This is a genomic window from candidate division WOR-3 bacterium, from assembly GCA_013177935.1.
Lineage (GTDB): Bacteria > Hydrothermota > Tepidihabitantia > Tepidihabitantales > Tepidihabitantaceae > Tepidihabitans.
In genome coordinates this window covers 49,037-62,760 of sequence record JABLXZ010000001.1, presented here as the reverse complement: position 1 = coordinate 62,760, position 13,724 = coordinate 49,037, and the positions used below count along the sequence as shown (strand labels likewise).

General features: G+C 49.9%; 13 protein-coding genes. 7 read left to right on the top strand and 6 right to left on the bottom strand.

What is annotated here, in order from left to right:
- Positions 1-18: 18 nt before the first annotated feature.
- Together speB and HPY86_00270 are read left to right on the top strand one after the other, a co-directional pair.
- Complete coding sequence (gene speB, locus HPY86_00275) at positions 19-846, top strand: agmatinase (protein NPV13359.1); 828 nt, start codon at positions 19-21, stop codon at positions 844-846.
- A 15-nt stretch (positions 847-861) separates the two neighbouring features.
- Positions 862-1,029: a hypothetical protein gene (locus HPY86_00270; protein NPV13358.1), complete on the top strand. Its 168-nt coding sequence runs from the start codon at positions 862-864 to the stop codon at positions 1,027-1,029.
- Between the two features lie 3 nt (positions 1,030-1,032).
- On the opposite strand, the gene HPY86_00265 is transcribed toward HPY86_00270, so the two are convergent.
- The 4 genes from HPY86_00265 to HPY86_00250 form a co-directional block, all read right to left on the bottom strand.
- Positions 1,033-3,162, bottom strand: a complete 2,130-nt coding sequence (locus HPY86_00265) for a hypothetical protein (GenBank protein NPV13357.1) — start codon at positions 3,160-3,162, stop codon at positions 1,033-1,035.
- Between the two features lie 142 nt (positions 3,163-3,304).
- Positions 3,305-4,684 (bottom strand): undecaprenyl-phosphate galactose phosphotransferase WbaP, encoded by a 1,380-nt coding sequence (gene wbaP, locus HPY86_00260; GenBank protein NPV13356.1) that lies wholly within the window; start codon positions 4,682-4,684, stop codon positions 3,305-3,307.
- Positions 4,681-5,583 (bottom strand): glycosyltransferase family 2 protein, encoded by a 903-nt coding sequence (locus tag HPY86_00255; GenBank protein NPV13355.1) that lies wholly within the window; start codon positions 5,581-5,583, stop codon positions 4,681-4,683. The genes wbaP and HPY86_00255 overlap by 4 nt, the downstream gene beginning before the upstream one ends.
- A 10-nt stretch (positions 5,584-5,593) precedes the next feature.
- Positions 5,594-6,928, bottom strand: a complete 1,335-nt coding sequence (locus HPY86_00250; GenBank protein NPV13354.1) for a phospholipid carrier-dependent glycosyltransferase — start codon at positions 6,926-6,928, stop codon at positions 5,594-5,596.
- A gap of 86 nt (positions 6,929-7,014) precedes the next feature.
- Between HPY86_00250 and trpS the strand changes: the two genes are divergently transcribed.
- Genes trpS through HPY86_00225 form a run of 5 tightly spaced genes read left to right on the top strand, consistent with a single transcriptional unit; the run spans position 7,015 to position 12,397 of the window.
- Positions 7,015-8,010 carry a tryptophan--tRNA ligase gene (gene trpS / locus HPY86_00245; protein ID NPV13353.1) on the top strand — a complete coding sequence of 332 codons (996 nt, stop codon included), beginning with the start codon at positions 7,015-7,017 and terminating at the stop codon, positions 8,008-8,010.
- A gap of 51 nt (positions 8,011-8,061) precedes the next feature.
- Positions 8,062-8,739: a 2-C-methyl-D-erythritol 4-phosphate cytidylyltransferase gene (gene ispD, locus HPY86_00240; GenBank protein ID NPV13352.1), complete on the top strand. Its 678-nt coding sequence runs from the start codon at positions 8,062-8,064 to the stop codon at positions 8,737-8,739.
- Entirely contained in the window at positions 8,736-9,902 is a 1,167-nt protein-coding gene (locus HPY86_00235; protein NPV13351.1) for a 1-deoxy-D-xylulose-5-phosphate reductoisomerase, read from the top strand. The genes ispD and HPY86_00235 overlap by 4 nt, the downstream gene beginning before the upstream one ends.
- A gap of 3 nt (positions 9,903-9,905) precedes the next feature.
- On the top strand, positions 9,906-11,165 hold the full coding sequence (rseP, locus tag HPY86_00230) for an RIP metalloprotease RseP (GenBank protein ID NPV13350.1): 1,260 nt from the start codon (positions 9,906-9,908) through the stop codon (positions 11,163-11,165).
- Complete coding sequence (locus tag HPY86_00225) at positions 11,162-12,397, top strand: hypothetical protein (protein ID NPV13349.1); 1,236 nt, start codon at positions 11,162-11,164, stop codon at positions 12,395-12,397. The genes rseP and HPY86_00225 overlap by 4 nt, the downstream gene beginning before the upstream one ends.
- A 22-nt stretch (positions 12,398-12,419) precedes the next feature.
- Here the strand turns inward: HPY86_00225 and HPY86_00220 are convergent, their stop codons facing one another.
- Both HPY86_00220 and HPY86_00215 read right to left on the bottom strand, forming a co-directional pair.
- The gene (locus HPY86_00220) at positions 12,420-12,659 is read right to left on the bottom strand and encodes a NifU family protein (GenBank protein NPV13348.1); all 240 of its coding nucleotides are present in this window, start codon (positions 12,657-12,659) and stop codon (positions 12,420-12,422) included.
- On the bottom strand, positions 12,637-13,710 hold the full coding sequence (locus HPY86_00215; GenBank protein NPV13347.1) for a tRNA 4-thiouridine(8) synthase ThiI: 1,074 nt from the start codon (positions 13,708-13,710) through the stop codon (positions 12,637-12,639). The genes HPY86_00220 and HPY86_00215 overlap by 23 nt, the downstream gene beginning before the upstream one ends.
- Positions 13,711-13,724 lie beyond the last annotated feature (14 nt).

Below are 13,724 nucleotides of genomic sequence, written 5' to 3'. Positions count from 1 at the left end.
TTATGCTAATTTGCCTTTATGGCGTCATACTTTGCCAATTCTGAATTTGCCGAAGCCCAGGTGGTCGTCACCGGCATTCCGCTGGACCGCACGAGTTCCTTTATCCCGGGTACCAGATTTGGTCCCGAAATTGGAAGGCTTGGCACCGCCAATATCGAATCGTTCAGCCCCTATCAAAAACGGGACCTGTCTCAGTGCCGGGTTTACGATGCTGGCGACATTTTCCTGACCTACGAAACACCGGATGCCCCATTTGTCCTCATAAAGTCAACCACCCAGAAATGTTACCAGGAGAAAAAAGTTCAGCTCGCAGTGGGCGGCGAACACACCATCACACCGGTCATCATCTCCGAACTGGTAAAGATTTATCCGGACCTGTGTGTAATTCAGTTTGACGCCCACGCCGACCTGCGCGAAGAGTTTCTGGGCGAACACCTCTGTCACGCTACCGCAATGCGTCGGGTTTTAGACTTCCTGCCCCGTGCCAACTTATTTCAGCTCGGCATCCGCTCGTTCGTTTTACCAGAAGAGATGACGCTCCCCAATATGTTCCCGTTTGAAACCTTGAGCCCGAGTCAAGAAGTTCGCCGCACCATCGGGCACAAACCGGTTTACATCACCCTTGACATCGATGTCCTAGACCCGAGTATTATGCCCGATGTTCAAACCCCCCAACCCGGCGGTTGTTCTTACCGCGAACTGGCACAGTCCCTTGCCAGTTTCGTCGGTATGCGTATCATCGGCGCTGACATCGTTGAGTATTGCCCGCGCAGTAGTGCGGTACCGGCAACCGCACCGGTTGTTGCCGAACTTATCCGAGAACTTATCCTGTTACTCTCTTATTAAAGGAGGATTGACGGTATGTGTTGTCGTGCCTGTCCCGGTTATGAAATTTGCCGGAATAAAGGCAAAACGAGCGACGACGACTGCTGCACCCAGTGCCCCTATTTTGACTCCTGTATGGAAGATTCCGGAGTCCAGGAGAACAAGTCGCGTCGCCCGGCTTCCCGCCGAACAACAAAAGGATAATTTCTAATTCCCGCCGGGAACAACCAACGCCACCTTTTCCACCCGAACTTTGCCTCCTGCGGTCGCGACCAAAAGGTAAAGCCCGCTGGCAACACGCCTTGGATACCATACCGCCCTTCCCATCCCCGGACTGATTGTCAAATCAGCCACCGGATTGCCGCTAATGGAAAAAACCTGAACGCGCGCATCAGCCGGCAAACCGTCAACAACCACTCCTTGATGGACTCCGAGGATACAGGGGTTGGGGTAAATTTTCAATCCGACCAGCGTCGTCTCTAACTCTGGGGCATAACTGAAAAGCGAAAAACCCCGGGCACTACCCACGCCGGCGATACCACGACTGTCATCAAGGTCAAGGGCGGTGTAAAAGTTTGCCAGCCCCTGCGGATTAGGAATCATTCCACTGTTCTGGGCAGTATAGTTTGTCCAGCGGCTTGAAGCAACATCAAAAATCGAAAGACCCTGGTCCGATAGAAACCATATCCGGCCCGCACCATCAACCCGGACCCGGAAAAGGTTGTTCGAAAGTAACGGACTATTACTGGTGTTAAAAACCTTAAATCCGCTACCGTCCCAGACCGCGCCACCCTGCGGTGTCGCAACCCAGACCCGGTCCTGATTGTCCACGGCAATTGAACGCACCTGGAGCGAAGGCAAACCCGAAGTATGAAGGGTGTGAAAATCGTCTTCCGGGTTAAAAAGTGTTCCATTGTAATCGAGCTCTTCAAGCCCATTGGTTAACCCCAGCCAGACCCGATTCCGAGAGTCAAAGGCAAACTCGTAAGAACCGTCGGGCGGCGGTGTTAACTCGGGCAAACTGAACTCCTGCTGGCGTCCGGTTGAATCGATTGCCACAACCAGTCCTCCCATATTGTAAACCCACTTCGTGTCCTGGCGGTCAAGACCAAACGCCTGAATGACATTGCGAGCACTGGAACTACCCCATTGAACAACTCCCCAGGTGTCTGCCTCCGGGTCATAAACACTCACTCCGCCCTGATAAGAAAAGTGCGAAAACCACAATCTTCCCCGACTGTCACACCGAATTTGCACCACCCAGGGCAAAGGAGAACTGGTAATCTGAATCCCACCATCCGGTAGAATCCGGGAAAACCAGCTGGAATTGTGTCCTAAATACACACTACCATCCTTACCGAATGTACAGTCGCTGATAAAGCCTGAAGCAAGCCCGCCCAGATAAACGCCCTGCCACGATGAACCGCTCTTGAGATACCATAGCCCCCAGCCCGCATCCTCAGAACCACCTAACCCGACCCACAACTTTTCTCCAATCCACAGCACCCTTGGCTTACTGACGAGAACCGATAGCGCACCCCCGGCGGTGTCGACCTTGAACAGGGTATCACCCGCTGCCAGATATATATCCCAGCCATAAACTGCGATATCGGTTACGGTCCGTGCCGAAGGAAATTGTAACAACGGATTAAACCCGCCCGTATCACCTACCGCCACACCCGCTTCTGTTCCCAGAACTATTCTGCCATCCGGGAAATTTCCAATTGCCAGCACCGAATCGCCCAATGGTTGCGGATAGGCTCGCCAGTTGCTTAAACCGGTATCAACACTGGTAACCCCGCGATTGGTGCCAACCCAGTATTTTCCATCAAAAGCAAATAAGGCAAGGACCCGGTCACTCAACAATTCGCGAATCGTACTGACGCGATAATGGCAGATTACATCGTCAGTGAAATCAAGCGGTGTGCCTTTGGTGTCGATAACAAAAAGCCCATCTTCAGTACCCACTAAAACTTTTTTGCTTTCAACCGTAACCGTACGAACTCTTATTGGCAGTTCTGCGGTTCGATACGGCAACGCCCGGCTGGAGTCCAGTGGAATCACCACTAACCCCGCCCCATCGGTCCCAACCCAGAGATTACCGGCATCGTCTTTAGTAATAGCAAGACAACGGTTTACCCCCAGCCCATCGGTGTGAACAAACCGTCGTTTAACAAACGGGGGCTCGACCCGTGTTTCTAACACCACCACCCCACCGGCTGTAGCAAGATTAACTGTCGAATCGTCGCCCCAGATATCAAAAATATAATCAGGATGAGTAAAGGTCTGCCAGCCGCTAATGTTACTAAAAATAAGCAGCGCAAGTGCCAATATCATAGAAAGGTAGGTTGATAATATCTTACCATCAGGTTAAGTCAATACATTAAATCGCCCAGCCGACCAAATCCTGAAACAAATAATGCTCAAAACCACCCGCCGATTGGAACCGGTAGAACTGTATTGGGTTGACTATTTGAGATTAATAAGCCCCTCGACCGGTTATGACCGCTTTGATTGTCCGAATGATTATTGAAAAATCAAGCCAGAGCGACCAGTTGCGGATGTAAAACTCATCAAGCAAAACCCGGTCCTGAAGTGGCAGTTCTGCTCGTCCTGAAACCTGCCATAAACCGGTCAGCCCGGGTCGAACCCGCACAATGGTCTTGATGTAATCACCGACCCGGTTCAGTTCTTCAGGAAGATAAGGCCGCGGACCGACAATTGCCATTTCCCCGCGCAAAACATTTATCAGTTGCGGCAGTTCATCAAGGCTGAACCGGCGCAGAAACTTACCGATGGGCGTAATTCTGGGGTCGTTTACGATTTTGAGATACCGCTCCCATTCTGCTCGCTTATCCGGATTTTTCTCCAGCAACTCCTTAAGTCTGACTTCGGCATCCTGATACATCGTGCGAAACTTAAAACAGGCGAAAACTTTTCCATCCTTGCCGATGCGTTTCTGACGGAAAAGTACTGGTCCGGGTGAAGAAACTTTAACCAGAAGTGCCAGAATCAGAAAGAGCGGGAAAAATAAAATGACCAATACCAGCCCGAGGACAAATTCAAAAAACCGTTTTGTCCAGATGTTCAAGGGCCGGAGTAAATTGTAACGGTACTTCAAAACCAAAAGACTGCCAACCTGTTCGAGCTCGGCGACAGATGTCGCAAGTAAACTGGCATCAGGCACCACCATTAACTCCGCGCAATGTTCTTCGGCGTAGCGGAAAATCGCCTTAAGTTCCTCGGGTGAGAAAGATTGGCTCATAACAACCATCAATCCATCATTCGGAAGGTTGATTCGTTCCAGCAACATCTCAACCGTCTCATTTTGATTTTCCCGTCCAATCCGCTGCACAATTGAATAACCCAGTGTTTGATGACCCTGTAATTCACGCTTAAACATCTCTTCGGCAAGCCGGTCCCCGACAATTATCAGTGGCTGGCTTAAAAAACCTATCCGCACCAGAAGCCGTTTCAACACGGTGCGGATTAAAGGAACGAGCACGATGCCCAGTATCATTGCCAGCAGTACCACAAACCGCGAAACAATCCACAGCCGTACCATGAACAATAGAATGGTCAGCAGGGCGCTTGCGACAATTACACCGCGGAAACAACGCCTTCTCTCTTCCCAGACCGCCAATCGCTTGGTGTAAAGACCCTCGTAAACAAAAACAAACGGATAAACCAACAAAAAATACAACCGGCTGAAAAGTGCCTCCGCCGCCACTCCGCCTGATAGTCCGCTCCCGGAAAACAACGCCCTGATCAGGTAACCCAGAACAAAGCTCACCAGCATCGCAACTAAATCACCGACGATTAGTACCGCAATGGTAAGAATGCCTCTAACCCTTCTCATCGTTTATCCTTAAGCCGCCAGGAGTACTCATACTCACCCAATCCCACCACTCCTGCCCCCTCTGTAATAAATAGATAGCCCGCAAATGCCACGGCGTAACCCATACGTGGCAAACAACCTTTCCTTTTGGTAAAAAACCGGTAAAGGGCTTTAATCCGGTGGTATTCGGTAAATCTACGCCAGCGCCGCCGCACACCTCCGTAGTAATGGATTATCCTCACTCTGGGGTCTAAGTAAACCTTCCATCCCCTTTCTCTAATCCGTTGACAGATATCAAGGTCCTCGGCAAACATAAAATAAGATTCATCAAAACCACCCACCGAAATATAGGCCGCGCGCCGAAATAGCATAAATGTTCCGATAACCGCTTCTACCTCCACCGGCGATGTCTCCTGCCAGACATCGGTGTAGAGAAACTCCCGCGCTGGGGCATAGCGAGGAAATAACCGCACCAGCGGTGAACGGCGACCGGCAAAAATATAACGTAATTTTGGCAAACGCCGGGAAGACGGTTGTGGTGTTCTGTCCGGATATAAAAGTTGTGGTCCAACCACACCAGCACGCTCATTCTCAGTCATAAATGCCACCAGTTTACTTACCGCCTGTGTTGTGAACTCAATATCTGGATTGACAACCGCAACAAAATCACCGCGGGCATGAAAAAACCCCCGATTTGCTGCTGCTCCATAACCGCGGTTCTTTCTTAAAAGCACCAGCCGACAGGAGTAGCGTCGGCAAAGAATCTTGACCTCTTCTTTATCATAAGAGCAATTATCGACCACAATGACCTCTCTGTCCAGTTCAGGCTCGGCTTGTTTCAGACTCAACAACGCCCTTTCCAGAAAAGCGGTTGAATTGTAGTTTACGAAAACCAGCGAAATGTGCGGTTTTTCCTTCATCTCTTACCACTCATTTCCCAGCACCTTCACTCGCCCTTTGGGCGAAAATCAAACCTCCACCTACCAGATAAAAAAATGGCAGGGCAGGGATTTTAAACCTGCCGTCGGGCAAGGGCGCTGCGGCAAGAAGAAAGTACCAGCCCAGAACAGCAAAAAGTATCACCGGTAAATCGCGACGTCTTACTATTCCAAGAAGTGAAAAAAGTACCGCGCCGAAGGTAAATATCATCTCAAGAATCGCCAGGATGACCGTTACGATTCTATTTGTTAATGGCAGGTCGCTCGCCTTCAAAATATTTTTAAAAGTTGCCAACCTTATCTCACTCCCTGTTATCCGGAAAACGATTTCGTCCGATTTAACACCCGTGATGATTTTAAATAGCCCTTGCAGATAAACCTTTGCATAACGTAGCGGGTCGGAAATTATTATCCGGGTCGCTATTGCCCCGAGTTGTGCCGACAGATCAAGCGGATTGTCACCGGTAAGTTTAACCGCGTAATCCCGCTCCAGTTTTTCGCGCGCCTGTTGAAATGGTATCCCCTCGCGGTCCGCAACCAGTGCTGCCGCATTGTAGAAAAGCAAATTGTAACCGCCAATGGAGCTAAAGCCCAGCCGCTGGTAATGACAGTAGTTCCTGACCATCCATCCGCCACAAATTACGACAAAACCAAGAAAAAAGAGTAACCCACCCTTCCAGCGACCTTTTAATGCCAGTACCGCCATAAAAGGCACCCAGGCAAAAAGCGCAACCGGTCGGGTGAGTGCCGCCAGTCCAAAAACAACACCACTAATCGTCAATAAAACCGCCACTGGTCTGCGCTGGGCGACCGAAAAAAGCCAGCAGGAAAGAACCACAAGAAACACAAACAGCGTTTCACTCATCACCATCCCGGTGTGAGCAATCGCCGGCAGGTCAAAAGCCATTAACATTGCTGCGAGCATACCAACCCGCCTGCTAAACCAGAAATCGCCCAACAAGAAAAGAAAAAGGACCGTCAGTGCACCTAACAACGACTGAAACACGAAGAGCAAAATCGAGTTGTTGTTTATCAGGGCAAGAAAAATCGGATAACCCGGCGTCCGAAAAGTCACCGCGGTTTTACCATCCCAGGAGAAAAAAAGTTTGTTGCGCAGGTTTCTTCCCAGCTCCTGATACTGCTGGGAATCACCGATTTCGATATATGCCTTGCGGAGATATTCCGATTCTGAAGCCGGGTATTTTACTGCTTCGCCCGGAGAAAGTCGATTTTTGTAAAATCCCGCCACGACCAATCTTAAAACCAGCGCCCCAAAGACAATCAACCCAACCCATCGTTGGGTGTGCGAAATTTGTTTGCCAGCCAATGGTAAATCTTATACCGGTTTCTCGTCTAATGTCAAGCCAAGGAAACGGCAACCGTTTGCTTGACCAGTACATCTAATTTCTTATAATCGGATTAATGGAAAAAAAACGCATTCTCACAGGCGACCGGCCCACCGGTCCACTTCATCTCGGTCATTATGTTGGTTCTGTTGCCCACCGGGTCAAATTGCAGGATGAGTATGAAACCTTTATCATCATTGCCGACATCCAGGCACTGACGACCAACTTTGACCGTCCGGAAAAATTACGCGAAGATGTCCTTAATGTCGCAATGGACAATATCGCCTGCGGTGTTGACCCGAACAAAGCGACCATCTTTGTTCAGTCAATGGTTCCAGCAATTGCCGAATTGACAATTATCTATGCTAATCTTGTTACCGTCCAGCAACTTTTTCACAACCCGACAATTAAAACTGAAGCCACCCAGTACAATTTTGAAGAATCCATGCCCTATGGCTTTTTGGGCTATCCGGTAAGTCAGGCGGCAGACATTACTTTCTGTCGTGCGCATCTTGTCCCCGTGGGCGAAGACCAGGCACCCCATATCGAACTAACCCGTAAAATCGTCCGCAAGTTCAACGCAATCTACGCTCCGGTCCTCATCGAACCCGAGCCAATCTTGAACCCCCGCCTTGTCGGACTCGACGGTAACGCCAAGATGTCAAAGAGTTTGGGCAATGCGATTTACCTCTCCGACCCTCCTGAAGAGATTACCCGGAAAGTCAATCGGGCCGTAACCGACCCGGCACGAATTCACCCTCAGGACAAAGGCCACCCCGAGGTTTGTGTCGTATTTGCCTATCACAGTACATTTAACAAACAAGAGGCACCTGATATTGAAGAACTCTGCCGGCAGGGTAAAATCGGCTGTGTCCCCTGCAAAAAGCGCCTTGCCGAACTTCTCATCAAATTTTTAGAACCAATCCAGCACCGGCGCCGTGAAATGGAAGAACATCCGGACACGGTCTGGGACATCCTGTTAAAAGGAACCCAGCGTGCCCGGGAGGAAGGTGAAAAAACAATGGCGCTGGTGCGTGAAGCGATGAAGGTCAATTACTTCTAATCTGTACCATTAGCCAAATGCCCCGGCGTCACCTGCCCGATTACATTAACAATGGCGAACAACCAACCTAATTGGGGTATCATCGTTGCCGCCGGTCAGGGAAAACGATTCGGTGGATTGAAGCAGTTTGCTCTTATTAAAAACAAACCGCTGATTTTTTACAGTATCCGCCCTTTTGAACTCTGCTCATCGGTAAGCGGTTATGTTGTTGTAACAAACGAATCAAAACTCGGGATGGTAAAAACCCTGCTGCAGCGTTATCGGTTCAAAAAACTGCTTGGGGTCGTCGCCGGTGGCAAAGAACGAATGGATTCAGTTGAACATGGTCTGTTAAACCTGCCCGAAAAAGGTTATGTCGCGATTCATGATGGTGCCCGCCCGTTACTCAAGTCCGAAATGCTAATCCAGGGGTTTCAGACTTGCCGCCGCTACCCGGCGGTCGCCTTTGGCGTACCGATAAACGACACCATCAAGAAAGTTAACCCGAGCAATCAAATCATTCAGACCATTGACCGTTCTGGGCTGGTGGCGATTCAAACACCCCAGTTTTTCCGTCTGGACATCATCCGCCGTGCCTATGCTAATGCTCGGGCGAAAAATCTAACTGCGACCGATGACTGTGCGCTGGTTGAACATCTCAACATCGCTCCCCGACTGCTTCCTGGCTCGCCCTTGAACATCAAGGTCACAACGAAAGAAGACCTGTTCTTGTGCCAGGCACTGCTATGAAATCCAAAAGGGTTGCTGTGTTTGGTTCAACCGGTTCAATTGGCCAAGCCACCCTGCAAGTAATCGAGCATCTTCCTGATAAATTGCAACTGGTCGCCATCGCCGCCCACCAGACCGTGCCGGAGATTTGCCACCAGGTCCAGCGTTATCGGCCCCGATATGTTGTCCTCACCGACCCAGCAGCGAAAGAACAGGCACAGCTAAAATTAGGCAAAAGTTGTAAAATTCAGGCGGGCGTCGATGCCCTTTCACATATCGCCCGCTCGGATGAAGTTGATACCATCGTGATGGCGATGAGTGGTACGGCGGGAATCGATGCCGTCATTACCGCCCTGAAAGCGGGCAAAACCGTTGCCCTGGCAACAAAAGAAATCCTTGTCAGTTACGGCAACCTGGTCACATCTATTGCACGAAAATACCACGCTCAAATCCTACCCATTGACTCCGAACTCGCGGCATTACATCAATGCCTTAATGGTCGTGATGTAGGAACGGTTCGCAGACTTATCCTCACCGCCTCAGGCGGACCTTTCTGGCAAAAGGGCCCGCCCCGTGATGCCCGGCTGGAAACGGTCCTGCGCCATCCCGTTTGGAAGATGGGCAAAAAAATCACTGTTGACTCCGCAACCTTGATGAACAAAGGATTAGAGGTGATTGAAACCGTTCGCCTTTTCGGTATCAAACCGGAGCAGGTAACCACTCTTGTCCATCCTGAATCAATTGTCCATTCACTGGTTGAATTTAAAGACGGCTCGCTCCTTGCCCAGCTCTCCCATCCTGATATGCGACTCCCGATTCAGTACTGTCTCACCTATCCAGACCGGCTGCCTTCCCTGGTCCAGCCCTTGCAACTTGAAGAAATCCAGCGCCTCCACTTCTTCCCCACCGATTTTCGTCGTTTCCCCTGCCTTAAACTTGCCTATGAGGCACTGGCAGCCGGACCGACTGCAACCTGTGTCCTCAACGCCGCCAACGAAATTGCGGTCAATGCCTTTCTCGCTAATAAAATTGCCTTTGGTTCAATTCCCGGTATAATAAAGAAAACTCTAAAAAAGTTTATGCGATTAAAGCAAAACACCCGTCTAACGCTTGCTGCCCTACGGCGAGCGGAAAAATGGGCTATTGACTACAGCCAGGCGCTAATCGAAAGGAGCAGCAGATAATAAATGGCAACATCCATTATTCTGGTCATCATATTTATTGGTGTCCTCATCACCTTCCACGAGTTCGGCCATCTGATTGTCGCCAAACTTGCCCACATCCCGGTTGAGTCATTCTCAGTCGGGTTCGGACCGGTTATTTTCAAAAAGAAACTTGGTGAAACCGAATACCGCCTCTCTCTTATTCCCCTGGGCGGTTACATCAAAATGATTGGAGAAGAAAACCCCGAGGAGGGCGGTTTCAGCCAGAAACCGCTCGGCATCCGCATTGCGGTCATTGCCGCTGGTCCACTTTTTAATCTCATTTTAGGCTTTGTAATGATGGTTGCGTTGTACTTAATCTTTGGCGTTAAGTATCTGCCTCCAGTAATTGACCCAACTCCCGGTTCTCGGGCTGAAGCGATTGGACTACTCCCCGGTGATACTATAGTCAGGGTCGCGGGCGAAACGATTCCCAATTTTGAGGCACTGGAACAAACCCTGCAGGCAAACGCCGGCAAAGAAATACCGTTAACGGTACGACGGAAAAACGAGCAATTGGTATTCACCTATCCGGTTCCAGAAACTCTTGATATCGAACCGTTTATGCCACCAATAATCGACCGTGTACGGTCTGGAAGTCCGGCGGCGAAGATTGGGTTGAAGCCCGGTGACCGAATAATCTCCGTTGCCGGTGTAAATGTCCAGCGCTGGAACGACTTTGTCGAAATTGTTCGTAACAACGGCGGCAAGCCCATCTCGATAATCTTTCAGCGCGGTGACAAGATTTTTTCTGATACGATTACGCCCGCGATTGAAAAAGACCAGATGTCTGAAGAAAAGTTTGGCCAGATCGGTGTCTGGGTAATGTTACCACGCATTTCCCTTTCTGTTCCCCGTGCCGTCTGGGAGGCATTGCGCCGCACCGGTTACATCACCGTACAGACCTTTGTGATAATCTATAAAGTTATCACCCGCAAAATTTCAACCCGTGCCATCGGCGGACCGATTATGGTTGCCAAAATCGCCTATGAAGGGGCCTCGTGGGGTTCAGAATACTTTCTTGCCCTTTGGGCATTACTTTCCATCAACCTGTTTGTTGTAAATATGCTACCGATTCCGGTGCTCGATGGCGGTCGAATTGTACTTGACCTCATCGGCGGCATTCGGCGTCGCCGTCTGTCGGACAGAGAACTCACCTGGGCATCAAATATCGGCTGGCTCCTCATCGGACTCCTCATCGCATTCACAATTTTTAACGACCTGCTGAGGATTATCAAAAAGTGAAAATCCTTGCAGTTGCGCTGGCTGATGAAGCGCAACGATTTGTCCCGGGTTATCCACCTAAGGGTGCCTGGTTATTCCTCCGCCCGGACATAGAAATCAGCCGTCTTGCCTCGCTGTGTGTCTCAGACCAGTTTATCTACCTTGATGAACGGGTAGAGAAAATTGAAGCCTCTCCTGACTTTGACCTTGTTCTCGCCCGGTGCAACTTCGGGCAGGAAGAAACTGCCCGCTGGATGGTAGAAGAGTTCGCCCGTGTCAAACAGCCGGTAATACTTTTCGGTCCCGCCGTAACCGCCTGGGGCACAAATCCTCCTCCTTGGGTAACCAACCGGGTAATAGGCGATATCACCTCGGTATTCGCTGAAATTCGAACTGATGCACTACACCACCAGCTAAAACCATTATATCAAGCCCCTTTTCAGCCCAATTATGTCGTCCCGAAATATGGCTTAGGCAAAAGGCCGGTTATGAACACCCTCTACCAGACAGCCCAATTTGTACGGGGCTGTGCCTGTCCCGAATCGCTCCGTCACCTTTGTCCTGAATACCTCTATTACCGGGAAAACACCCGATTGCGCCGTAAAGATGAAGTTATTGGTGAAATCCTATCACTACCCGGGAAACAAATCCACCTTCTGGACGAAGACATCACCCGTTTCCCTGAATACTACTATGACCTGTTTAAAATCCTCTGGAACTATCGCCGCCATTGGTCGGTTAATGCCGGTGACACCCTGTTCCGGTATCCCGATTTTATCCGCCTGCTCGCGAAAGCCGGGACGAAAATAATATATTTAAATGACACCTTCCTTACCGCCCGTCTTAAAGCCGCCCTTGTTTCCCCAAAATTGACGAAACAGCTTTATCATCGTGTAAAATTCCTGCAGTCCCGACGGATACTCGTTGGTGTCAGACTTACTCTAACAATCGATGAAAAGAAGTTCAACGCAATCGCCACCTTACTCTCGCGAATTGACCTCGATTTTGTCGAAGTGAGATTTACAACCGACGGTCCCGATGGAAAAAAACATCTCGTTCCCTTAACCTATCATCCGCTGCTTAAACCAGAAGACCCGGCCTGGGTAAAAAACCGATTCTACGCCCTCAGCGCCCTGATTGACCGATTTATCCGTCGGCCCCGGCGTGTTGGCTTTTACTCTACCGCCGCTTATCTCATCCCTTACAGCCTTGCCTACCGGCAGAATTTTCTTGAAGGGTTACCTTACCCCTAAAAAATTACCCCTTGCCGCGGGCTTAAATCACCGGCTCGATTCGCACAACCTCGGGAACAATCTCCTTAATTGTCTGTTCAACACTCCCCGCAACCGTCATACTGGAAAAAGGACAGTGCGCACAGGCGCCCTTGAGACGAACTTTTACCACCCCATCTTCTGTAACCTCGACCAACTCAATATCGCCGCCGTCCATTCTGAGGTTGGGTCGCACCTTTTCCTCAATCACTTTCTTAATTTTATCCTTTGTCTCTTGATTCATTTATACTCCTTTTTACCAGCGGTTCTTCTACCGGTGCCCTGTCATGGTCCCAGACAATTCGCCACTCCCCCAGTTCTTCATCCTTTAATGCCTTGACGCCAAGTTCCCGGTCCCCGAATTTTATCTTTACGGTCTGCCCATTGGTGGCGTCTGAATAACGAGCACAAATTCGTGCCACTATTTCGGCATCCTTTTTAGTTTTCTTCTTCGCCCGATACAAAGCAACTGGACCCATCACATCTACCATTTTACAAACGACCATCTCCTGTTCCAATGCCAGCTGCTCTAAAACACCATTTTCTTTTTCATTGCGCCCGACAATCACCTTCGCTCCGCTCGGCAACCGGAAATGTCGACCGTAACGCAGCAACTTGACTTCCGGTAAGGTCAACTCGTTATGTTCAATCGCATCCCGACAGCGCGCGGCAAAATTACTGTCGGTCAAAAGGCAGCCGCCCCCGGGAATCGGGTAATCAACAATGCCGAACGCCCGTGCCAGCCTTATCTGCCTTCGCCTTTTTTGTCCGTGAAAATCGAAAAAACGTTCGCGCCGCACCAGTCCGGTCAACTCCGGAATTGTTGGGTCAAGAATCTTTGCCGAAAGCGGACGCAAAACTCTCCCGTTTAACCCGGTAGTTTTCTCCAGAATCTTCAGCGACCTTTTATTTTGCGAAAAGGGCTGTTGTCCCAGAACCTCACCGGTAAAAACAAAATCGGCTTTAATCTCCTCCATCAACTCTTTTGCCTTTTTTAACATATAAGCCCGGCAGTCAACACAGGGCGCCAGATTTCGGGTATAACCAAACTGGGGAGCGCGTACAATATCAAGATAATCTGCTCCGACCTCAACTGAAACCAAACTTACCCCGAGCAAATCTGCCAGTGATTGTAACTGCTCTGCATTTGGAAATCGACCGGGCACGGCAAACGGCACCTGAAAATGAAGGGCAACAACATTAACCCCCTGCTCGGTAATCAATTTTGTTGCCAGGATTGAGTCAAGGCTACCGGAGAAAAGTCCAATCGCTTTTGCTTTCCGGCTGGAAATCATTTTTCTTCCATTCC

What these genes read in the sequence shown, in the direction of transcription:
- HPY86_00235 (NPV13351.1), top strand. Translation starts at nt 8,736, where the DNA reads ATGAAATCCAAAAGGGTTGCTGTGTTTGGTTCAACCGGTTCAATTGGC.
- HPY86_00265 (NPV13357.1), bottom strand. Translation starts at nt 3,162, where the DNA reads ATGATATTGGCACTTGCGCTGCTTATTTTTAGTAACATTAGCGGCTGG.
- rseP (NPV13350.1), top strand. Translation starts at nt 9,906, where the DNA reads ATGGCAACATCCATTATTCTGGTCATCATATTTATTGGTGTCCTCATC.
- HPY86_00255 (NPV13355.1), bottom strand. Translation starts at nt 5,583, where the DNA reads ATGAAGGAAAAACCGCACATTTCGCTGGTTTTCGTAAACTACAATTCA.
- HPY86_00215 (NPV13347.1), bottom strand. Translation starts at nt 13,710, where the DNA reads ATGATTTCCAGCCGGAAAGCAAAAGCGATTGGACTTTTCTCCGGTAGC.
- speB (NPV13359.1), top strand. Translation starts at nt 19, where the DNA reads ATGGCGTCATACTTTGCCAATTCTGAATTTGCCGAAGCCCAGGTGGTC.
- ispD (NPV13352.1), top strand. Translation starts at nt 8,062, where the DNA reads ATGGCGAACAACCAACCTAATTGGGGTATCATCGTTGCCGCCGGTCAG.
- HPY86_00270 (NPV13358.1), top strand. Translation starts at nt 862, where the DNA reads ATGTGTTGTCGTGCCTGTCCCGGTTATGAAATTTGCCGGAATAAAGGC.
- HPY86_00220 (NPV13348.1), bottom strand. Translation starts at nt 12,659, where the DNA reads ATGAATCAAGAGACAAAGGATAAAATTAAGAAAGTGATTGAGGAAAAG.
- wbaP (NPV13356.1), bottom strand. Translation starts at nt 4,684, where the DNA reads ATGAGAAGGGTTAGAGGCATTCTTACCATTGCGGTACTAATCGTCGGT.